The following is a 19926-nucleotide window of genomic DNA, read 5'->3' on the forward strand; positions in this document are numbered from 1 at the left end:
CGATGGCGATCTTCAACCTTGGCTCGATCAATGTGGATTATTTCTATGAGGTGCCGCATCTGCCTGCCAGGGGCGAAACCATCGCCGCGCCGGTGCATCGGGTCGGGTTGGGCGGCAAGGGCGCCAATCAGTCCGTCGCGGCAGCAAAGGCCGGGGCGCAGGTGTTTCACATCGGGGCTATCGGTGCGGGCGGCGGCTGGGTTCTGGACCGGATGCGTGGCCACGGCGTCGATGTCACCCATGTGGCCGAGGTGGACGGCGCGACCGCCCATGCGGTGATCACCGTGGATCCGGACGGGGAAAACACCATCGTGCTGTTCGCCGGGGCCAATGCCGCGCAGTCAGAGGCCCGGATCGGCGCGGCCCTTGCCGGTGCGGGGCCGAATGACACGCTGATGTTGCAGAATGAAACCTCGCATCAACGGATCGCCGCGCGGATGGCGTGGGATCGGGGGATGCGGGTGATCTATTCCGCCGCGCCGTTTTCGCTGTCGGCGGTGCAGGCGGTTCTGCCGCATGTATCGATTCTGGTGCTGAACGAGGTCGAGGCCGAACAGTTGATCGCAGCCGCAGGTCTGCCCGATGTGCCCGAAATGATCGTGACCAAGGGGGCAAAAGGGGCAGGCTGGACCATGAAAGACGGTGAAACAGTGACTGTTCCAGCCTTTCGGGTGCAGCCGGTCGATACGACCGGGGCGGGTGATTGTTTCATCGGGTCGGTCGCCGCCGGGCTGGATCAGGGGATGGGCCGGGCCGATGCGTTGCGCTATGCCGCTGCCGCATCCGCGCTTCAGGTCACCCGCCCCGGCACGTCGGACGCCATGCCGACCCGTGCCGAGGTTCTGGGGTTTCTGGCCGATGCCTGAGGGTCAGTGGGCAAACGCCGCCTGATCGCCCCAAAGCTGTTTCACCCGCTGATCGCGGCCACAGGCGGTGCGGTATTTTTTATAGGCCTCGGCCTTGGATTTCGGCCCGAAGCGGGTAATCACCAACTCGTCCTTCTTGTAGTAATCCTGGTGATAGCTTTCGGCCTTGTAGAACGGTCCGGCCTGCACGATGGGCGTCACGATTTTGCGGCCAAGCGCGGCCTGCGCGTCGGCCTTGGCTTGTTCGGCGTCGGCCTTTTGCGCAGGATCAGTCACGAAAATTGCCGTGCGATAGCTGTCCCCGCGATCGCAGAACTGCCCGCCCGCATCGGTCGGATCGACGCTGCGGAAAAACAGCGCGATCAACTGGCCATAGCTGACCTGATCGGGGTCATAGGTGATTTCCACCGCCTCGTAATGCCCGGTGCCGCCGCGCACCACCTGTTTGTAGCTGGGCTTGGCGACCGTGCCGCCGGTGAAGCCCGACACCACGCTTTTCACGCCCTTGACCTGTTCGAAATCGGATTCGACACACCAGAAACAACCCCCGGCCACGATGGCGGTTTCCGGCGGCGCCGCGTGGACGCTGGTGCATTGCAGGGCAAAGCCGAAGACGATGGCGATCGCCAGGGCAAAGGTTTTGACGTTCTGAACTGCGCTGGGCATGGTGCCCTCCTGTATTAAGCGCCCCAAGCCTAGGCCGCCGCACAGTCCGGGCGGAACTGACATAAGCGTGAGATCACGAAGCTTCGATCTGTTGCAACATTTGCCGGGCGGGCCTAGCGTGGCCCGAAAAGGAGCCCCCATGACAGATCAGGTGACCACCCATCAGGCCGAGGAAGATGCGCGCAACGCGGATATTCGGATCTATGTCGATGGCCGGATCGTGCCCCGCGCCGAGGCCACGGTCAGTGTCTATGACAGCGGGTTCATGCTGGGCGACGGCGTGTGGGAAGGGCTGCGGCTGTATGATGGCACCTGGGCGTTTCTGGGTGACCATATGGGCCGACTGTTCGAAGCGGCCAAGGCGATTGATCTGGATATCGGGCTGGACCGCGCCGGTGTGATCAAGGCGCTGGAAGACACGCGCGCCGCCAACGGGATGCAGACCGACGCCCATGCCCGGCTGATGGTGACGCGCGGGGTGAAGACGCACCCGTTTCAGCATCCGGGGCTGTCGCGGTCCGGGCCGACCGTGGTGATCATCATGGAGCATTCCAAACCCTCGATTCCGCGTCCGATCCGGCTGGCCACGGTGCCGCATATCCGGGGCCTGCCGATGACGCAGGATCCGAAGCTGAATTCGCATTCCAAGCTGAACTGCATCCTGGCCTGTATCGCCGCCGAAAAGGCCGACGCGGACGAGGCGCTGATGCTGGACGTGCACGGGTTCGTGAACACCACCAACGCCTGCAATTTCTTCATCGTGCGCAAGGGCGCGGTCTGGACCAGTACCGGGGACTATTGCATGAATGGGATCACCCGCCAAAAGGTGATCGATCTGTGCCGCGCCAACGGCATTCCGGTCTTTGAGCGGAATTATTCGCTGGTCGATACCTACGGCGCGGACGAGGCGTTTCTGACCGGCACCTTTGGGGCGCAAACCCCGGTGGGCGAGGTCGACGGGCGACAGATCGGCAGCGGCGAAATGGGGCCGGTGACCGAACGTATCCGGGGGCTTTACACGGCTCTGATCCGGCAGGAATGCGCCTGATGCGGATTGCGATGTGGTCGGGCCCGCGCAACCTGTCGACGGCGATGATGTATGCCTTTGCCGCGCGCGGCGATTGCGCGGTCTGGGATGAACCCTTTTACGCCGCCTATCTGAACCTGACCGGGCTGAATCACCCGATGCGCGACGACGTGATCGCGGGCGGAGAGGGTGACCCCGCCAGGGTGGCCGCCCGCTGCGCCGGGCCGGTGCCGGGGGGCAAGGCAGTGTTTTATCAAAAACACATGTGCCAGCACATGATCGACGGCGTGCCGCGCGACTGGATGAACGCCTGCACCAATGTGTTCCTGATCCGCCATCCGGCCCGCGTGGTGGCCAGTTTTGCCGCGAAATACGAAGATCCCACGCTGGCCGATATTGGGTTCGCCCAGCAGGCGGAGCTGTTCGACACGGTGGCGCAGAAAACCGGCAAGGCCCCGATTGTGGTGGATTCGGCAGATATTCGGAACGATCCCGGAAAAGCCCTGGCCGGGCTATGCGATGCCATCGGCCTGACCTTCACGCCGAAGATGCTGACCTGGCCTGCGGGGGGTCATGCCGATGACGGGGTCTGGGCCCCGGTCTGGTACGGGGCGGTGCACCGCAGCACCGGCTTTGCCGGGCCAGAGGGGCCGTTGCCCGAACTGGGTGGCGGCTATGCCCGACTGGCCGAGGCGGCGCTGCCGTTTTACGAAAAGCTGGCGGTCTTCAAACTATAGGCGAAAGTTGGGCCGGGCATTGATTCCCGGCCCAATTGGTCACTTCAGCCGGCGGTTGCGCATCGCGATCAGCCGCAGGCGCAGCGCGTTCAGCTTGATAAAGCCTGCCGCGTCTTTTTGGTCATAGGCGCCGGCGTCATCCTCGAAGGTCACATGCTCTTCGGAATACAGCGAATACTCGGACCAGCGGCCGACGGTGCGGGCCAAACCCTTGTACAGCTTCAGCCGGACGGTGCCGATGACGTGTTCCTGGCTTTTGTCGATCAGCGCTTGCAGCATTTCGCGCTCGGGGCTGAACCAGAAGCCGTTATAGATCATCTCGGCATATTGCGGCATGATCTGATCTTTCAGATGCATCGCGCCGCGGTCCATGGTGATGGATTCGATGCCGCGGTGGGCCTCCAGCAAAATGGTGCCGCCGGGGGTTTCATAGATGCCGCGCGATTTCATGCCGACGAACCGGCCTTCGACCAGGTCCAGCCGGCCGATGCCGTGCTTGCCGCCCAGCTCGTTCAGTTTGGTCAGGATGGTGGCAGGGCTCATCGCGGTGCCGTCGATGCTGACGGCGTCGCCCTTTTCGAACCCGATTTCCACATATTCGGGTGTGTTCGGCGCATCTTCGGGGTGGACGGTGCGCTGATAGACGTAATCGGGCGCTTCTTGTGCGGGGTCTTCCAGCACCTTGCCCTCGGACGAGGTGTGCAGCAGGTTCGCATCCACCGAAAACGGCGCTTCGCCGCGCTTGTCCTTGGCGATCGGGATCTGGTTTTGCTCGGCGAAATCCAGCAGCTTGGTGCGGCTGGTCAGCGACCATTCGCGCCACGGCGCGATCACCTTGATATCCGGGTTCAACGCATAGGCGGCCAGTTCGAACCGCACCTGATCGTTGCCCTTGCCGGTGGCGCCATGGGCCACGGCATCGGCGCCGGTCGCGGCGGCGATTTCGATCAGGCGCTTGGAAATCAGCGGCCGCGCGATCGAGGTGCCCAGCAGGTACAACCCTTCATACAGCGCATTGGCGCGGAACATCGGGAAGACGAAATCGCGCACGAATTCTTCGCGCAGGTCTTCGATATAGATGTTTTCCGGCTTGATCCCCAGCAGCTCGGCTTTTTTGCGGGCCGGGTCCAGTTCTTCCCCCTGACCCAGATCGGCGGTGAAGGTCACCACCTCGCAACCGTATTCGGTTTGCAGCCATTTCAGGATGATCGAGGTGTCGAGGCCGCCGGAATAGGCCAGCACGACTTTCTTGGGGGCGGACATGCGTCTCTCCACTCTGTCGGATATCGGGCGGCGGATAGCGGTTTTTGCCAGCAAGGGCAAGGGAGTGCGCCCACAGGTACGCTTGCGCAAGGGCCGGATTCGCGCCATTGCTGCGGTCATGACCGATTTTGCCACCAAAGCCCGCGCCGCCGAACAGGCCATGCGCCCCGTTTTCCCGCCCACGCCGCTGCAGCGCAACGACTATCTGTCGGCCCGGTTTGGCGCGGATATATGGCTTAAGCGCGAAGACCTGTCGCCGGTGCGGTCCTACAAGATCCGCGGCGCGTTCAACGCGATGCGCAAGGTGCTGGCCGAAAAGCCCGATCAGGGCGTGTTCGTCTGTGCCAGTGCGGGCAACCACGCACAGGGCGTGGCCTGGGTGTGCCGTCATTTCGGGGTGAAGGGCGTGATCTTCATGCCGGTCACCACGCCGCAGCAGAAGATCGACAAGACCCGCGCCTTTGGCGGCGATGCGGTCGAAATCAAACTGACCGGCGATTATTTCGACGACACGCTGGCCTCGGCCCAGGACTACTGCGCGCAGGTTCAGGCGTATTTTCTGGCGCCGTTTGACGATGCGGATGTGATCGAGGGGCAGGCCTCTGTCGCGGTCGAAATCATGGATGAAATGCCCAATACCCCCGATCTGGTGATCCTGCCGGTCGGTGGCGGCGGCCTGTCGGCGGGTGTGCTGCGCTATATGTCTGCGGTCGCGCCCGGCACCCGTTTCAAGTTTGTCGAGCCCAAGGGCGGCGCATCGCTGACGGCGGCGGTGCGGGCCGGGGCGCCGGTGACCGTACCGAACATCGATACATTCGTGGATGGCGCGGCGGTGGCGCGGATCGGGGCACGCACCTTTGCAGCGCTGAAGGATGTCGCGCCAGAGGACATCCTGCTGGCCCCCGAAGACCGCATTTGCGTGACAATGCTGGACATGCTGAATGTCGAAGGCATCGTGCTGGAACCCGCCGGCGCGCTGTCGGTCGATGTGCTGCCGGAACTGGCCGCAGAGATTGCCGGCAAGACCGTGGTGTGCGTCACCTCGGGCGGGAATTTCGATTTCGAGCGTCTGCCCGAGGTCAAGGAACGTGCGCAGCGCTATTCTGGGGTGAAGAAATACTTTATCCTGCGTCTGCCGCAGCGCCCCGGCGCACTGCGCGAGTTTCTGGAGCTATTGGGGCCCGACGATGACATCGCGCGGTTCGAATACCTGAAGAAATCGGCGCGCAACTTCGGTTCTGTCCTGATCGGGATCGAAACCCGGGATGCGGCGAATTTCACGCAGCTTTTCGGGCGGCTTGATGATGCCGGGTTCGTCTATCACGACATCACCGAAGACGAACTGCTGGCCCAGTTCGTGATTTAGGCCACCGCCAGCACCGCATCGAGCCCGGCCAGGAATTTTTCCCGCGATCGCATGTAGCAATCGACCAGCGCCACCAGATCGACGCTGTCGACCCCCTGACGCGCGGCGCGCTTTTCATCCGCGCCGCATTGTGTGGCGAAGGCCTCGAATCCCAGATTCAGGGCCGATCCTTTCAGAAAATGCAGATCGTCGGTCAAATTTGTGCGATCGGTCGTGCCGCGCAGGCGCGCGATTACCTCTTCGACCTCTTCCAGGAACAGGTCCACCACTTCATCGAACGCATCGGCGCCGACCTCTTTTTTCAGTTCCGCAACGCGGTTCCATTCGATCATCACACCCCTCCAGTGCCTGGACAGGCCCCCACTCGCCGACAAGACTAGGGCGGGGTTGTTTAACAAGCGGTAAGCTTTGCCGGTGAAGTCGCTAAAAGCTTAAGCTTCACCTCTCCTTAAAATCCGGCCTCTAGGACCGACGCATCACTGTTTTGTTCGGGGTTGCCGTGACGCTGCGTACCAAATCCAAATTGCCCCCCGCGGCCCCTGTGGCCCCGCCGTCCGAGCGTCTGGTGCTGCTGGTCGACGACAGCAGGCTGCAACGGCGCATCTTGCGGGTTCTGCTGGCCAAATGGGGCTACCGCGTGATCGAGGCGGGGTCGGGCGCCGAAGCGTTGGAGATTTGCCAGCACCAGAACGTGGATTTCATCATCAGCGACTGGATGATGCCGGGTATGACCGGGCTGGAATTTTGCACCCGCTTCCGGGCCCTGGCGCGGGAAAGCTATGGTTATTTCATCCTGCTGACCTCGAAATCCGAAACCGGCGAGGTCGTGCATGGGCTGGAGGTCGGCGCCGACGATTTCCTGACCAAGCCGGTCAATGCCAGCGAGCTGCGCGCGCGCCTGTCCGCGGGCGAGCGGATTTTGGGGATGGAACAGGCGCTGAACACCACGAATCAGCTGATCGGCGCCGCGCTGGAAGAGCTTCAAGGCCTTTATGACACGATCGACCGCGACCTGATTCAGGCCCGGAAAATCCAGGAATCGCTGGTGCCCGAGCAGTATTGCAGATTTGGCGGCTCTCAGGTGTCGCTGCTGTTGAAGCCTTGCGGCCATGTCGGCGGCGATCTGGTGGGGTTGTTTTCGCCCGGGCCCAACCGGCTGGGGTTCTACAATATCGACGTGTCGGGCCACGGCGTAACCTCGGCGCTGATGACGGCCCGCCTGGCGGGCTATCTGAGCGGCCGGTTTCTGGAACAGAACATTGCGCTGGAACGGCGGTTCGACCGATTCTTTGCCTTGCGTCCGCCCGACGAGGTTGCCCGCATCCTGAACGACCGGCTGCTGTCCGACAGCGGGGTCGAGGAATATTTTACCATGGTTTACGGCACCATCGATCTGGCCAGCGGGCTGGTCCGGCTGGTGCAGGCCGGGCATCCGCATCCGGCGCTGCAACGCGCCGACGGGCGCGTGGAATTCGTCGGCAAGGGCGGGGTGCCGGTCGGGCTGGTCCCCGGCGCGCAGTATGAAACGTTCGAGATTCGATTGTCGAAAGGGGATCGGTTACTGCTTTATTCCGACGGTTTCACCGAAGCGGTGTGCAAAAACGGCCAGATGCTGGAGGAAGAGGGCCTGGCCGAGATGCTGACCCGAAGCGCGGGATCACGGGGCCCGGACGTGCTGGACGATCTGTTCTGGCAACTGACCACGCGCCGCGAAGACGCGCCATTGAACGACGATGTGTCTGCCGTGCTTTTGGAATATGGCGGGCCCTAAAGCAGCAGCCCGGCAAAATGCCGGTCGCCCGCGTTGCCCAGCCGGGTTACCGCCTCGTCCAGCGGCAGCCATAGCGCGGTATGGCCCGGCTCGGTGGGTGGGCCATGCGGGCGAATCGGGCGGGCCAGATAGATATGGCACAGCTTTTCGGCCCAGATGTCGTAGTCTGGCATGAAGGTGAAGCGGCGGAACGCCCCCAGCCGCCGCACCGGCGCGATGTGCCAGCCGGTTTCCTCGAACACCTCGCGGTGCAGGGCCGCCAAGGGTGATTCGCCCGGATCGATGCCGCCGCCGGGCAGTTGAAATTCCGGCACCGGCGCGGCCTGATGGGTCAGCAACAGTGACCCGCCCCGCGGCAACACGGCATAGGCCCCGTGCCTTATCCGGTAGCGTTGCGCGCGGTCGACCGCATCGCCGAATCGTCTGATCATGCCCGCCCCCTTGGTGTGCCGGTTGTGCCGCCTATATAGTCGCGGTATGCCAACCCCAGGCGCACAAGGAAACCCCATGTCACTCGGATCTAAAATCGCCTGGGACGATACCGTCCTGCCCTTTCAGCTTGACCGGTGCGATATTCGCGGCCGGGTGGCCCGTCTTGACGGGGTCCTGGATCAGGTTCTGGCCCAGCACGATTACCCCCCGGCGATCGAGGCGCTGGTGGCCGAGGCCGCATTGCTGACCGCGATGATCGGCCAGATGATCAAGCTGCGCTGGAAGCTGTCGCTGCAAATTCGTGGTGACGGGCCGGCCCGGCTGATCGCGACCGACTATTACGGCCCGACCGACGATGGCACCCCCGCCCGTATCCGCGCCTATGCCAGCTATGACAAGGAGCGGGTGCAGGAAACGGATCGCCCGTTCACACAGATCGGCAAGGGCTATCTGGCGATCATCATAGATCAGGGCGAAGATATGTCGCCCTATCAGGGCATCACGCCGATCGCGGGCGGGTCCCTCGCCGCCTGTGCAGAGACGTATTTTGCCCAGTCCGAACAGCTTCCGACCCGGTTCGCGCTAAGCTTTGGCCGGTCGCGCATGCCCGGACAGGCCGAGCATTGGCGCGCTGGCGGCGTGATGTTGCAGCACATGCCCGAAGCATCGCCGCTGATCGCCAAGGATGGCGGAAGCGGTCTGGACGGGCTGCTGAATGCCGGTGACGTTCTTTATGGCGATGACGAGGAAAACTGGATCCGCGCCAATACCCTGCTCGACACCGTCGAGGAGATGGAGCTGATCGGTCCCAAGGTGCATCCGACCGACCTGCTGGTCCGGCTGTTTCACGAAGAGCAGCCGCGCGTGTTCGACGCGCAGCCGATCGCCTTTGGCTGCACCTGTTCCGAAGAGCGGGTGCGCGAAAGCCTGTCGATCTATTCGGCCAAGGATATCGGTCATATGACCACGGATGATGGCATCGTAACTGCCGATTGCCAGTTCTGCGGCGCGCATTACGAGCTTGATCCGAAAACGCTTGGTTTCGAGGCCAGGGAGGCGCCGGGTGACGACGGATGACACCCTCGCCCGTTTGCGCGCAGCATTGGACGGCCCCGTCGCCGGGTCGTCGGATTTCGACCTGAACCCTGACCAAGCCCCACCCGGGGGTCGCGTGCTGCGCCCTGCCTCGGTGCTGGTCGGCGTGTCGGTTCTGCGCGGGCAGCCAGAGGTTCTGTTGACCAAGCGCGCCTCGCATCTGAAACACCATCCCGGCCAGATCGCCTTTCCGGGCGGCAAGCAGGAAGACGGCGACGCGGGCCCGGTCGGTGCCGCATTGCGCGAAACCCATGAAGAGGTCGGTCTTGCACCCGGTCTGGTCCGCGTCCTTGGGACGTTGCCGATGCATGAAACCGTCACCGGCTTTTGCGTGACCCCGGTCGTGGCCCTGATCCGTGACGATTTCACCCCGATTCCAGAGGCGGGCGAGGTGGACGAGGTGTTTTACGTGCCGCTGGATCATGTCGCCGACCCGGCCCGCTATGCGATCCAGTCGCGGTTGTGGCGCGGCGAGCGGCGGCACTATTTCACCGTACCTTACGGGCCATACTATATCTGGGGCGCGACCGCACGGATCCTGCGCGGTCTGGCCGACAGGCTGACGCCGTGATGCGGATCGAGGCCGACTGGATCGCCGCGCCGGAAACCCAGGCGGTTTGTGCCGCGCTGACCGGGGCCGGGTTTCAGGCGTTGTTCGTGGGGGGCTGTGTGCGCAACGTGCTGTTGGGCGCGCCGGTCAGCGATATAGACATCGCCACCGACGCCACGCCCGAACAGGTGATCGATCTGGCCCGCGCGGCGGGACTGCATCCGGTGCCGACCGGGGTCGATCACGGCACGGTCACGGTGGTGTCGGCCCATGTGCCGCATGAGGTCACCACCTTCCGCCGCGACGTGGAAACCGATGGTCGCCGGGCCGTGGTGGCCTATGCCAGGGACGCGTCCGAAGATGCGCACCGGCGCGATTTCACCATGAACGCGCTTTATGCCACGCCCGACGGCCAGATCATCGATCCGCTGGGCGGGCTGGCCGATCTGCGGGCGCGGCGGGTGCGGTTCATCGACGATGCCGATGCGCGTATCCGCGAGGATTACCTGCGCATTCTGCGCTTCTTTCGGTTTCATGCCTGGTATGGCGATCCGGCCGAGGGGTTGGAGCCAGAAGGGCTGGCCGCCTGTGCCGCGCATTCCGCCGGAATAGAGACACTTTCGAAAGAACGGATCGGGGCCGAGATCCGGAAATTGCTGGCCGCGCCCGACCCGGGGCCAAGCGTGGCGGCAATGGCACGGTCGGGTATTCTGGCGCGGGCGGTGCCGGGCGCCGATGCAAAGCCCCTGCCGGTGCTTGTTCATCTGGAGGCCGAAACCGGCACTTTGCCCGATGCGATCCGGCGTCTGGCGGCGCTGGGCGGGCAGGATCTGACCGACAATCTGCGCCTCAGCCGGGACGACACCCGCCGCCTGCAACATCTGCGCGACGGGGTCGGCATGGCGGATGGGCCGGCGGCGCTAGGCTACCGGCTTGGCGCGGGGATGGCGCGCGACATTTTGCTGTTGCGCGGTGCGCTGCTGGAAACGCCTGTGCCGGACGGGTGGCAAAAGGCCGTGGAAATTGGCGTGGCGGCAGTTTTTCCTGTTCAGGCGGCGGATTTGATTCCTGCCTATCGCGGCGCCGCGCTGGGCGCGCGTCTGAAAGAGCTTGAATCGCGCTGGATCGCATCCGGGTTTACCCTGACCAAGGATGCGCTTCTGGCTTGACGGGCCCGGCAATCGCCGCCCATATCGGTCGGCACTCTGGACCTGATCGCCATGCCCCTTGATACATTTCTTGCTCTTGTCACCCTGGCGGTGACGGCCGCCTGGACGCCCGGCCCGAACAACGCGCTGGTGGCCAATTCCGCCGTGCATTTCGGGTTTCGCCGGACCGTTCCGCATATTCTGGGCATCGCGCTGGGCTTTGCGTTGATGATGTTTCTGGTGGGGTATTTCCTGGGCCAGGTCTTTGCCAGCAGCCCGCTTTTGCGCGAAACCCTGCGCTGGGGCGGCGCGGCGCTGTTGCTGTGGATCGCATGGAAAGTGGCGAATTCGGGTGGAATAGGCACTGTTTCCGGTGAAGTACGGCCCTTTACCTTTGTCGAGGCGGCCGGGTTTCAATGGATCAACCCCAAGGGCTGGTCGATGGCCATCGCCGTGACCTCGCAATTCATCAGTGGCGACGCGCCCCTGGTTTCGGCGCTGATCGTGGCGGGGGTGTTCGTTCTGGTCGGGCTGGGGTCGGCGTCCAGCTGGGCGATTGCGGGCCAGGCCATCACCCGCTGGATCAATACCGAAGGACGGATGCGGTGGTTCAACTATGCCATGGGCGCGCTGATCGCCGCCTGTGTCATATTGCTGTTTCTCGACTGACCGGCCCTGCGCCGCTATATGCACCGGGTAACATCTGAAAGCTGTTCCCGTGTTCCGTTTCTTTGAACGCCTTGTCGACCCGTATACACCCTATACGGAAAACGATCAGCCGCCCCGGCGGCTGTGGCCGTTCCTGTGGATCTATGCGCAGCCGTTCAAGCGGGTCTTTGCGCTGACCGCGCTGATGTCGGTGGTTGTCGCGGGGATGGAGATTTGGCTGATCGCCTATATGGGGCGACTGGTGAATCTGATGTCGTCGGACACGCCGGAACAGGTCTGGGCCGCGCATGGGGTTGAACTGATCGCGGTGGCCCTGTTCCTGCTGCTGGTGCGTCCGTTGCTTCAGGGGTTGGATGTGGCGCTGCTGAACAACACCATCCTGCCGAATTTCGGCACGTTGATCCGCTGGCGGTCGCATCGTCATGTGCTGCGCCAGTCGGTCGGCTGGTTCGAGAATGATTTTGCCGGGCGCATCGCCAACCGCATCATGCAGACGCCGCCGGCGGCGGGTGAGGCTATCTTTCAGATCTTCGATGCGATCACCTTTGCGCTGGCCTATATGCTGGGCGCGCTGGTGCTGCTGGCCGATGCCGATGCGCGGCTGGCGGTGCCGCTGCTGATCTGGCTGGCGCTGTATGGCGCGCTGGTGCGCTGGACGATGAAACGGGTCGGCCCGGCGTCCAAGGCCGCGTCGGATGCGCGCAGCGAGGTCACGGGGCGCGTGGTCGACAGCTATACCAATATCCATTCGGTCAAGATGTTCGCCCATCACGACCGCGAACTGAACTATGCCCGCGAAGCGATCGAGAACACGCGCCAGACCTTTTTTGCCGAGATGCGGATTTTCACCCGGATGGATGTGGCGTTGACCGCGATCAACGGGATGCTGATCGTCGGCGTGGTGGGTTGGGCGGTGGCGCTGTGGATGCAGGGCGCGGCCAGCGTGGGCGTGGTGGCCGCCGCGACCGCGCTAAGCCTGCGGCTGAACGCGATGACCGGCTGGATCATGTGGGCGCTGACCTCGTTTTTCCGCAACCTCGGCGTGGTGGCCGAAGGGATGGAAACCATTGCCCAACCGGTGACGCTGATCGACCGGCCGGACGCCCGGGCGCTGGATTTGCACGCGGGCGAGGTGCGGTTTCAGTCACTATCGCACCATTACGGGCGCGGCAGCGGCGGGTTGCAGGATCTGACGCTGATGCTGAAGCCTGGCGAAAAAGTCGGGCTTGTGGGCCGTTCGGGCGCCGGGAAATCGACGCTGGTGAAACTGCTGCTGCGGTTTTACGACGCCGAGCAGGGGCAGGTCCTGATCGACGGGCAGGATATTGCCGGGGTCACGCAGGAAAGCCTGCGCTGCCAGATCGGCATGGTCAGTCAGGACAGCTCGCTTCTGCACCGTTCGGTGCGGGATAATATCCTTTATGGTCGCCCCGGGGCGAGTGAAGCGCAGATGATCGCCGCCGCCAAGCGGGCCGAGGCGCACGAGTTCATTCTGGGGCTGAAGGATCCGCAGGGCCGGTGCGGCTATGACGCGCAGGTCGGCGAGCGGGGCGTGAAACTGTCGGGCGGACAGCGGCAGCGGGTAGCGCTGGCGCGGGTGATCCTGAAGGATGCGCCGATTCTGGTGCTGGACGAGGCGACAAGTGCGCTGGACAGTGAAGTGGAGGCCGCGATCCAGAGAACGCTTTACGGTGTGATGGAGGGCAAGACCGTGATCGCCATCGCGCACCGGCTGTCCACCATCGCCCATATGGACCGGATCGTGGTTCTGGACGGTGGCCGGATCGTCGAGGACGGGCCGCATGACGCGCTTTTGGCGCAGGGCGGGCTTTACGCGCGGTTCTGGGCGCGGCAGTCTGGCGGCTTCATCGGAACCGAAGAGGCGGCGCAATGAGGCTGGCCAATCTGATAGATGCGTTCCGCCCGGCCGACGGGCCGCCGCCGTGCACGTTGCTGGCCTTCTTTCGCTGGGCACTGTCGGGGGCCTGGCCGGTTTTGCTGGGTGCCGCCGTGCTGTCGGCGCTGGCCGGGGTGATGGAGGTGGTGACCGCCTTTTTGCTGGGCACGATCATCGACACCGCGCTGGCGGCGGGGCCCGCGGCGTTTTTCAGCGATCATTGGGCGCTGATCCTGGGTGCCGTCGCGTTTTTCGTGGGGGTGCGGCCCATCGTCTTTGGCCTGAATTCGGGCGCGAACGCGATCGTGGTGGCGCCCAATGTCAACATGCTGGTGCTGACCCGGCTGCATCGCTGGACGATGGGGCAGGCGGTGACGTTCTTTGACGACGATTTTGCCGGTCGCATCGCGCAAAAGCAGATGCAGACATCGCGCGCGATGACCGATGTGGTGGTCGAGGTGATCAACGTGGTGACCTTCGCGCTGGCCTCGTTCCTGGGGTCGGCGGCCCTGTTGCTGGCGATCGACTGGCGCGTGGCGCTGGCGCTGGCGCTGTGGCTGCTGGGGTATCTGGCGCTGATCAGCTGGTTCTTGCCGCGCATCCGGGTGCGGGCCGCGGCGCGGGCGGGCGCGCGATCCACGGTGTCGGGACAGGTGGTGGACACGATCACCAATATCAAGACGGTCAAGCTGTTCGCCCATGCGGCGCATGAAGACCGCGCCGCATTGAACGCGATGGCGCGGTTCCGCGAGAAGGCGCTTTCGTTCGGCTATATTTCGACCTCGTTCCGCTTTGCGCTGATGACGGTCGCGGGGGTGTTGCCGGTGCTGCTGATCGGCGGTGCGTTGTTGCTGTGGTCGCGGGGCGCGGCGACGGCGGGCGACATCGCGGCGGCCGGGTCGGTGGCGATCCGCATTGCGCAGATGACCGGCTGGGTCAGTTTCACGCTGATGGGGGTCTATTCCAATATCGGCGAGGTCGAGAACGGGATGGAAACCCTGACCCCGCCGCACGGGCTGACCGATGCGCCGGATGCCACGGATCTGCCCAAGGTGCAGGGCGAGATCGTGTTCGACGGTGTGAGCTTTGCTTATGGTCGGCAAAGCGGCGGGATTTCCGATATCGACCTGACCGTGAAGCCGGGCGAAAAGCTGGGCATCGTCGGGGCCTCGGGCGCGGGAAAATCGACGCTGGTTGCGCTTCTGTTGCGGCTCTATGACACCGAAACCGGGCGCATTCTGATCGACGGTTTCGATATTTCCAAGGTCACGCAGGAAAGCCTGCGCCGCCAGATCGGTATGGTCACGCAGGAAACCGCGATGTTCAACCGCTCGGCCCGCGACAACATCCTGTACGGCAACCCCGAAGCGGGCGAAGAGGCGATGATTGCCGCCGCCAAACGGGCCGAGGCACATGAGTTCATTCTGGGGCTTGAGGATCACAAGGGCCGCAAAGGCTATGACGCGCATCTGGGCGAACGGGGCGTGAAACTGTCGGGCGGGCAGCGGCAGCGGATCGCGCTGGCCCGCGCCTTTCTGAAGGATGCGCCGATTCTGGTGCTGGACGAGGCGACAAGCGCACTGGACAGCGAAGTGGAGGCCTCGATCCAGGAGGCGCTGACCCGGGTGATGGAGGGCAAGACCGTGCTGGCCATCGCGCATCGGCTGTCCACCATCGTGCAGATGGACCGGATCGTGGTGCTGGATGCGGGCCGGATTGTGGAATCCGGCACCCATGACGTGCTGCGCAAGCAGGGCGGGCTTTACGCGCGTTACTGGGACCGGCAATCTGGCGGCTTTATCGGCGCAGAGGAAGCAGCGGAATGAATGTGACAATCCGGCGGTTGGGTCACCTTGGCGACGGGGTGGCGGACGGCCCTGTTTTTGTGCCGCTGACCCTGCCCGGCGAAGAGGTGGAAGGCGACCTGACCGGCGATCGGATTGCGCAGCCGCGAATCGTCACCCCCTCGCCCGACCGGGTGCGCCCGCCTTGTTCGCATTACAAAAGCTGCGGGGGCTGCGCGCTGCAGCACGCCTCTGATTCGTTCGTGGCGGGGTGGAAGGTGGATGTGGTGCGGCAGGCGCTTGCGGCGCAGGGGCTGTCGGCGCCGATGCGCCCGATCCTGACCTCGCCGCCACAATCGCGCCGACGGGCGGTTCTGGCGGGGCGGCGCACCAAGAAGGGCGTGATCGTCGGCTTTCACGCGCGCGCGTCCGACACGCTGGTGCAGATCCCCGATTGCACGTTGTTGCATCCCGACCTGATGGCCTGTCTTCCGGCGCTGGAGGCATTGGTGCCGCTGGCGGCCTCGCGCAAGGGCGAGGTCAGCTTTACCCTGACCCGGTCCGGCGCCGGGCCCGATCTGGCGGTGGGCAACGCGAAACCGCTGGATGCGCCGCTTTGGGCCACGTTAGGCACCGTTGCGCAGCAGTTCGATCTGGCCCGGCTGTCCTGGAACGGCGAACTGATCGTCGAGCGTAACGCGCCGGTGCAGCGGTTCGGCAAGGCCGCCGTGGTGCCGCCGCCCGGCGCGTTTCTGCAGGCCACGGCAGAGGGGCAGGCGGCCCTGACCCAGGCGGTGCAGGCTGCCATGGGTGGCGCCAGACAGGTGGCCGATCTGTTCGCCGGCTGCGGCACCTTTGCCCTGCCGCTGGCCGAACGGGCCGGGGTGCATGCGGTCGAGGGCGAGGCCGACATGCTGGCCGCGCTGGATCAGGGTTGGCGCCGCGCGCCCGGGTTGCACCGGGTGACGACAGAGGTGCGCGATCTGTTCCGCCGCCCGCTGATGCCCGATGAGCTGAAGCGCTTTGATGCGGTGGTGATCGACCCGCCCCGCGCCGGGGCCGAGGCGCAGGTGGCGCAGATCGCCGTCTCGGGCGTGCCGGTCGTCGCGGCGGTGTCGTGCAACCCGGTGACCTTCGCGCGTGATGCCGCCGTGCTGGTCGGGGGCGGGTTCACGCTTGACTGGGTGCAGGTGGTCGATCAGTTCCGCTGGTCCCCGCATGTTGAACTGGCCGCACGATTCAGTCGCGGCAGCGCTGTTTGAGGGTGAAATCCCGATGCGAATGCGGTATTTTGCGGCAAAGAATAACAAACACGCACGGGCAAGGCAGTTACACATGATCGGACGGCGGGAATTCATCCTTTCTGGCGCGGCGCTGGCGCTTTCGGGTTGCGCATCCGGGCCGCAGATCAAGCCCTATTACGGCCCCGAGGTCACCCGCGTCGTGGTGATGAAAAATGCGCGGCGTATGTATCTGCTGCATCAGGACGAGGTGCTGCGCGATTACAATGTCGCGCTGGGCTTTTCGCCCGAAGGCGACAAGCAGATCGAGGGCGATGGCCGGACCCCCGAAGGCCGCTATGTCATCGACCGGCGCAACCCGCGCAGCGATTTCCACCTGTCGCTGGGCATCTCGTACCCCAACGAGACCGACATCGCAGAGGCGCAGGCGCTGGGCCAAGAACCGGGCGGCGACATCTTCATCCACGGCCGGGCGCGCAAACATCGCGGCAAGGGTCCTGACTGGACCGCCGGGTGCATTTCCATCAGCGACAAGCAGATCGAACAGGTCTATTCGATGGTGCGCGACGGCACCGTGATCGACATTTTTCCTTAAAACCCCAGGGTCGGCGCATCGGCCGGCGCGCCAGTGATCAGCGTCCACCAGATCTTGCCGTTGGGTTCCTGGAAATAGGCAAAGCCCATGTCGCGGGCCTTGGCGTCCAGAATCACGTTGGCCGTGTCGGGCTGTTCCATCCAGGCGGCCAGGGTTTCCAGTTCGGTCTCGTAGGTTTCAGAGATGTTTTCGCCCATAAGCGTGCCGGTATAGCCCACGCGCTGTACCCGGTCGATCGGCGACGATCCGTCGGATCCGAAATGCCAGGGCCGGTTCTGCACCGACATATCGCGCGAATGGGTGGCGGCGGCGGCGTTCAACTGGGCATTCAGTGTCAGCGGGGTCGCCCCGCGCGCCTGACGCAGGGCATTGACCGAATCAAGCATCCGGTACTGGATTTTCGCGGTGTCGGCGGCAGAGATGCGATAGACGCGCGGCAGCGGCCTGCCATCCGCCCCCAATTGCGGCGCGGGCGTATCGCAGCCTGCCAGGGCGAAAGCCGCAACAATAACAATCGCAAAGAGACGTATCATACCCGGCAATCCCTCGTTTCCACACTTTTCTGTATCCCGAAGCGTTGCGTGGTTCAAACGCTTCGCAGGCAAATTGCCGCTGACGCGCGTTTGATTTGCGACTGCGGCTTTCCGGCCATATCATGGGACATAGCAATTTGCCGATGATGGAGTTCATGATGAGTCACCGTTCGTCCGACACCGCAAATCGCCGCGCCTTTCTTGCCGGGGGGGCCGCGCTGCTGACCGGCCTTGCCGCGCCAGCGTTGGCCCAGGAAACCAATTCGGTTGAAATCGAGAGCGAGCCCGAGCGCGGACCCGGCAGTGTGCGGCACAATATTTCCAGCTTTCGCACGCTTCGGTGGGAGCCCTATTTCGCCAATCTGGATCAGGGCGCGGTGTTGGTGGATACCACGTCGCGGGCGCTGCATTACTGGTCGCCGGACGGGCAGACCTACAAGCTCTATCCGACCAGCGTCCCGATTTCCGAAGAGCTGACGCGCCGCGGGCGTACCTCGGTTGTGCAAAAGGTCGAAGGCCCCGAATGGCGCCCGACGCCGTCGATGAAAAAGCGCAACCCGGAATGGCCCGATTATGTCGGCCCCGGCCCCGATAATCCGCTGGGCACCCACGCGCTGTATCTGGGCTGGACCTATTACCGCATTCACGGCACCCACGATACGCGCAAGATCGGCCGCCGGTCGTCGAACGGGTGCATCGGGCTGTATAATGAAGATATCGCAGAACTGTTCGGATACGCCAAAGTGGGTACACAAGTGTTGCTGATTTGACGACAAGTCCCTGACTTTGCTGGCGTGGAAAAAACGCCAGTTGCAATATTCTTATCTTACTGCTTAGTGGAAACTACAAAAACACAGTCTTGAGTTCGTATCAGTGCGACAACCATGCTGATACGACGATTCTGGAGGGAAACATGAAGAAACTTGCTCTTGCTGCTGCACTGTCCGTTGCTGCGTCCACCGCCTTCGCTGGCAACATGGTCGAGCCCGTGATGGAACCGGAAATCATCGTGGAAGACACCTCTTCCTCGAACGGTGGTATCCTTGTGCCGCTGCTGTTCCTGGTTCTGGTTGCTGCTGCTGCTTCTTCCTAAGCTCAGCGCCAAATCAAACGAAAAAGGCGGTGGTTTCGACCACCGCCTTTTTTGTTGCGCGGATGAAACGGGGCGGGCCTAGTCCAGCCAGCCTTTCAGATTGTCGCGGATCACCTCCGACAGCACCGCAACATGCGCGGCATCGTCGTTGAGGCACGGGATATAGGTGAACCCCTTGCCGCCCGCGTGTTCAAAGCTTTCCCTGATCTCTTCGTTGATCTCTTCCAGCGTCTCAATACAGTCGGCCGAAAAGGCGGGCGCGATGACGGCGATGTTCTTGCGGCCTTCGTCGCGGGCCAGGCGCGCGACCTCCTGAACGGTATAGGGGCGCAGCCATTCTTCGGGCCCGAACACAGACTGGAACGTGGTGGTGATCTGGTCGTCGCCCCAGCCCAGCCGCTCTTTCAGCAGGCGCGTGGTTTTCTGGCACTGACAATGATAGGGGTCGCCGTTCATCAGATAGCGCCGCGGCATCCCGTGATAGGACACGACCAGGGTTTCCGGTTTTACCGCGGCGGCGGCATAGGCACGTTCGACCGACTGGGCCAGCGCCTCGATATATTTCGGATGCTCGAAATAGGCGGGCACGGTGCGCGCGGCGGGCTGCCATTTTTCATCCATCAGCGCGCGAAAGAACTGGTCATTGGCGGTGGCCGTGGTGGCGCCGGCATATTGCGGGTAAAGCGGGAAGAACAGGATGTTGCGGCAGCCCTTCGCGATCAGCGCCTGCACCTTCGATTTGGTCGACGGGTTGCCGTAACGCATGCAGAACTCCACCTCGACCCGGTCGCCGTAGGTTTCGTGCAGCGCGGTGGCGATGGCGTCGGTCTGATCCCGCGTGATCGTCATCAGCGGGCTTTCGTCCTTGTCCGCGTTCCAGATCGATTTATAGGCCTTGCCGGATGAAAATGGCCGCTTGGTCAGGATGATCAGTTGCAGCAGCGGCTGCCATTTCCACGCCGGATAGTCGATCACCCGCTTGTCGGACAGAAACTCGTTCAGATAGTGGCGCATCGACCAATAATCGTAATTGTCGGGTGTGCCCAGATTGGCCAGCAGCACGCCGGTCTTGGCGGGCGTGATCGCGGGATGGTCCGCCGGGGCATGGGCGGGGCGTATGGCGTCGGGCTGCGGTTTATCCAGCATCATCTCTCCGGCGGTTGGTTGAGGTCCAGCAGGGTCCAGCCGGACAT

The 19926-nt window shown here is 63.7% G+C and carries 21 protein-coding genes; 15 read left to right on the forward strand and 6 right to left on the reverse strand.

Annotated elements, in window-relative coordinates:
* Positions 1–2 precede the first annotated feature (2 nt).
* Complete coding sequence (locus ACSR1C_RS00990; RefSeq protein ID WP_460257457.1) at positions 3–866, forward strand: ribokinase; 864 nt, start codon at positions 3–5, stop codon at positions 864–866.
* A 3-nt stretch (positions 867–869) separates the two neighbouring features.
* Here ACSR1C_RS00990 and msrA read toward each other — a convergent pair whose 3' ends face one another.
* A complete protein-coding gene (gene msrA, locus ACSR1C_RS00995; protein WP_460257458.1) occupies positions 870–1532 on the reverse strand; it encodes a peptide-methionine (S)-S-oxide reductase MsrA in 663 nt (220 codons plus the stop codon).
* A gap of 139 nt (positions 1533–1671) precedes the next feature.
* Here msrA and ACSR1C_RS01000 point away from each other — a divergent pair, with 139 nt between their 5' ends.
* Entirely contained in the window at positions 1672–2580 is a 909-nt protein-coding gene (locus ACSR1C_RS01000; RefSeq protein ID WP_460257459.1) for an aminotransferase class IV, read from the forward strand.
* A complete protein-coding gene (locus tag ACSR1C_RS01005) occupies positions 2580–3296 on the forward strand; it encodes a sulfotransferase-like domain-containing protein (RefSeq protein WP_460257460.1) in 717 nt (238 codons plus the stop codon). Before ACSR1C_RS01000 ends, ACSR1C_RS01005 begins: the two co-directional genes overlap by 1 nt.
* A gap of 39 nt (positions 3297–3335) precedes the next feature.
* Here ACSR1C_RS01005 and ACSR1C_RS01010 read toward each other — a convergent pair whose 3' ends face one another.
* Positions 3336–4559 (reverse strand): argininosuccinate synthase, encoded by a 1224-nt coding sequence (locus ACSR1C_RS01010; RefSeq protein WP_460257461.1) that lies wholly within the window; start codon positions 4557–4559, stop codon positions 3336–3338.
* A gap of 118 nt (positions 4560–4677) precedes the next feature.
* Between ACSR1C_RS01010 and ilvA the strand changes: the two genes are divergently transcribed.
* Positions 4678–5925 (forward strand): threonine ammonia-lyase IlvA, encoded by a 1248-nt coding sequence (ilvA, locus tag ACSR1C_RS01015; protein WP_460257920.1) that lies wholly within the window; start codon positions 4678–4680, stop codon positions 5923–5925.
* On the opposite strand, the gene ACSR1C_RS01020 is transcribed toward ilvA, so the two are convergent.
* Complete coding sequence (locus ACSR1C_RS01020; RefSeq protein ID WP_460257462.1) at positions 5922–6257, reverse strand: Hpt domain-containing protein; 336 nt, start codon at positions 6255–6257, stop codon at positions 5922–5924. The two genes, ilvA and ACSR1C_RS01020, sit on opposite strands and share 4 nt — an antisense overlap.
* A gap of 173 nt (positions 6258–6430) precedes the next feature.
* On the opposite strand from ACSR1C_RS01020, the gene ACSR1C_RS01025 reads away from it, so the two are divergent.
* Positions 6431–7696 (forward strand): PP2C family protein-serine/threonine phosphatase, encoded by a 1266-nt coding sequence (locus ACSR1C_RS01025; protein WP_460257921.1) that lies wholly within the window; start codon positions 6431–6433, stop codon positions 7694–7696.
* Here the strand turns inward: ACSR1C_RS01025 and ACSR1C_RS01030 are convergent.
* Positions 7693–8127 carry an NUDIX hydrolase gene (locus ACSR1C_RS01030; RefSeq protein WP_460257463.1) on the reverse strand — a complete coding sequence of 145 codons (435 nt, stop codon included), beginning with the start codon at positions 8125–8127 and terminating at the stop codon, positions 7693–7695. The two genes, ACSR1C_RS01025 and ACSR1C_RS01030, sit on opposite strands and share 4 nt — an antisense overlap.
* Before the next feature lie 76 nt (positions 8128–8203).
* On the opposite strand from ACSR1C_RS01030, the gene hslO reads away from it, so the two are divergent.
* From hslO to ACSR1C_RS01070, 8 genes are all read left to right on the forward strand, one after another.
* On the forward strand, positions 8204–9205 hold the full coding sequence (gene hslO / locus ACSR1C_RS01035; protein ID WP_460257464.1) for an Hsp33 family molecular chaperone HslO: 1002 nt from the start codon (positions 8204–8206) through the stop codon (positions 9203–9205).
* Positions 9192–9794 (forward strand): CoA pyrophosphatase, encoded by a 603-nt coding sequence (locus ACSR1C_RS01040; protein WP_460257465.1) that lies wholly within the window; start codon positions 9192–9194, stop codon positions 9792–9794. The genes hslO and ACSR1C_RS01040 overlap by 14 nt, the downstream gene beginning before the upstream one ends.
* Complete coding sequence (locus ACSR1C_RS01045) at positions 9794–10942, forward strand: CCA tRNA nucleotidyltransferase (protein ID WP_460257922.1); 1149 nt, start codon at positions 9794–9796, stop codon at positions 10940–10942. The genes ACSR1C_RS01040 and ACSR1C_RS01045 overlap by 1 nt, the downstream gene beginning before the upstream one ends.
* A gap of 51 nt (positions 10943–10993) precedes the next feature.
* The gene (locus ACSR1C_RS01050; RefSeq protein WP_460257466.1) at positions 10994–11590 is read left to right on the forward strand and encodes a LysE family translocator; all 597 of its coding nucleotides are present in this window, start codon (positions 10994–10996) and stop codon (positions 11588–11590) included.
* Positions 11591–11639: 49 nt separating this feature from the next.
* A complete protein-coding gene (locus ACSR1C_RS01055; protein WP_460257467.1) occupies positions 11640–13484 on the forward strand; it encodes an ABC transporter ATP-binding protein in 1845 nt (614 codons plus the stop codon).
* Complete coding sequence (locus ACSR1C_RS01060) at positions 13481–15313, forward strand: ABC transporter ATP-binding protein (protein ID WP_460257468.1); 1833 nt, start codon at positions 13481–13483, stop codon at positions 15311–15313. Before ACSR1C_RS01055 ends, ACSR1C_RS01060 begins: the two co-directional genes overlap by 4 nt.
* Positions 15310–16533, forward strand: a complete 1224-nt coding sequence (locus ACSR1C_RS01065; protein WP_460257469.1) for a class I SAM-dependent RNA methyltransferase — start codon at positions 15310–15312, stop codon at positions 16531–16533. Before ACSR1C_RS01060 ends, ACSR1C_RS01065 begins: the two co-directional genes overlap by 4 nt.
* 73 nt (positions 16534–16606) lie before the next feature.
* The gene (locus tag ACSR1C_RS01070) at positions 16607–17107 is read left to right on the forward strand and encodes a L,D-transpeptidase family protein (protein ID WP_460257470.1); all 501 of its coding nucleotides are present in this window, start codon (positions 16607–16609) and stop codon (positions 17105–17107) included.
* Here ACSR1C_RS01070 and dalA read toward each other — a convergent pair.
* On the reverse strand, positions 17104–17640 hold the full coding sequence (gene dalA / locus ACSR1C_RS01075; RefSeq protein ID WP_460257471.1) for a divisome-associated lipoprotein DalA: 537 nt from the start codon (positions 17638–17640) through the stop codon (positions 17104–17106). The two genes, ACSR1C_RS01070 and dalA, sit on opposite strands and share 4 nt — an antisense overlap.
* 158 nt (positions 17641–17798) lie before the next feature.
* On the opposite strand from dalA, the gene ACSR1C_RS01080 reads away from it, so the two are divergent.
* The gene (locus ACSR1C_RS01080) at positions 17799–18410 is read left to right on the forward strand and encodes a L,D-transpeptidase (protein ID WP_460257923.1); all 612 of its coding nucleotides are present in this window, start codon (positions 17799–17801) and stop codon (positions 18408–18410) included.
* 143 nt (positions 18411–18553) lie between these two features.
* Positions 18554–18733 carry a hypothetical protein gene (locus ACSR1C_RS01085; RefSeq protein WP_460257472.1) on the forward strand — a complete coding sequence of 60 codons (180 nt, stop codon included), beginning with the start codon at positions 18554–18556 and terminating at the stop codon, positions 18731–18733.
* A 78-nt stretch (positions 18734–18811) separates the two neighbouring features.
* Here ACSR1C_RS01085 and hemH read toward each other — a convergent pair whose 3' ends face one another.
* Complete coding sequence (gene hemH / locus ACSR1C_RS01090; RefSeq protein ID WP_460257473.1) at positions 18812–19879, reverse strand: ferrochelatase; 1068 nt, start codon at positions 19877–19879, stop codon at positions 18812–18814.
* Positions 19880–19926 lie beyond the last annotated feature (47 nt).

The sequence above is a fragment of the Actibacterium sp. D185-2 genome, from assembly GCF_054954595.1.

Bases quoted from the DNA above. Each gene is read 5' to 3' on its own strand.
- dalA (WP_460257471.1), bottom strand. From the start codon at position 17,640: ATGATACGTCTCTTTGCGATTGTTATTGTTGCGGCTTTCGCCCTGGCA.
- ACSR1C_RS01030 (WP_460257463.1), bottom strand. From the start codon at position 8,127: ATGATCAGACGATTCGGCGATGCGGTCGACCGCGCGCAACGCTACCGG.
- hemH (WP_460257473.1), bottom strand. From the start codon at position 19,879: ATGCTGGATAAACCGCAGCCCGACGCCATACGCCCCGCCCATGCCCCG.
- ACSR1C_RS01050 (WP_460257466.1), top strand. From the start codon at position 10,994: ATGCCCCTTGATACATTTCTTGCTCTTGTCACCCTGGCGGTGACGGCC.
- ACSR1C_RS01010 (WP_460257461.1), bottom strand. From the start codon at position 4,559: ATGTCCGCCCCCAAGAAAGTCGTGCTGGCCTATTCCGGCGGCCTCGAC.
- ACSR1C_RS01045 (WP_460257922.1), top strand. From the start codon at position 9,794: ATGCGGATCGAGGCCGACTGGATCGCCGCGCCGGAAACCCAGGCGGTT.
- ACSR1C_RS01085 (WP_460257472.1), top strand. From the start codon at position 18,554: ATGAAGAAACTTGCTCTTGCTGCTGCACTGTCCGTTGCTGCGTCCACC.
- ACSR1C_RS01060 (WP_460257468.1), top strand. From the start codon at position 13,481: ATGAGGCTGGCCAATCTGATAGATGCGTTCCGCCCGGCCGACGGGCCG.
- ACSR1C_RS01065 (WP_460257469.1), top strand. From the start codon at position 15,310: ATGAATGTGACAATCCGGCGGTTGGGTCACCTTGGCGACGGGGTGGCG.
- ACSR1C_RS01000 (WP_460257459.1), top strand. From the start codon at position 1,672: ATGACAGATCAGGTGACCACCCATCAGGCCGAGGAAGATGCGCGCAAC.
- ACSR1C_RS01070 (WP_460257470.1), top strand. From the start codon at position 16,607: ATGATCGGACGGCGGGAATTCATCCTTTCTGGCGCGGCGCTGGCGCTT.
- msrA (WP_460257458.1), bottom strand. From the start codon at position 1,532: ATGCCCAGCGCAGTTCAGAACGTCAAAACCTTTGCCCTGGCGATCGCC.
- ACSR1C_RS01020 (WP_460257462.1), bottom strand. From the start codon at position 6,257: ATGATCGAATGGAACCGCGTTGCGGAACTGAAAAAAGAGGTCGGCGCC.
- ACSR1C_RS00990 (WP_460257457.1), top strand. From the start codon at position 3: ATGGCGATCTTCAACCTTGGCTCGATCAATGTGGATTATTTCTATGAG.
- ilvA (WP_460257920.1), top strand. From the start codon at position 4,678: ATGACCGATTTTGCCACCAAAGCCCGCGCCGCCGAACAGGCCATGCGC.
- ACSR1C_RS01080 (WP_460257923.1), top strand. From the start codon at position 17,799: ATGAGTCACCGTTCGTCCGACACCGCAAATCGCCGCGCCTTTCTTGCC.
- ACSR1C_RS01005 (WP_460257460.1), top strand. From the start codon at position 2,580: ATGCGGATTGCGATGTGGTCGGGCCCGCGCAACCTGTCGACGGCGATG.
- hslO (WP_460257464.1), top strand. From the start codon at position 8,204: ATGTCACTCGGATCTAAAATCGCCTGGGACGATACCGTCCTGCCCTTT.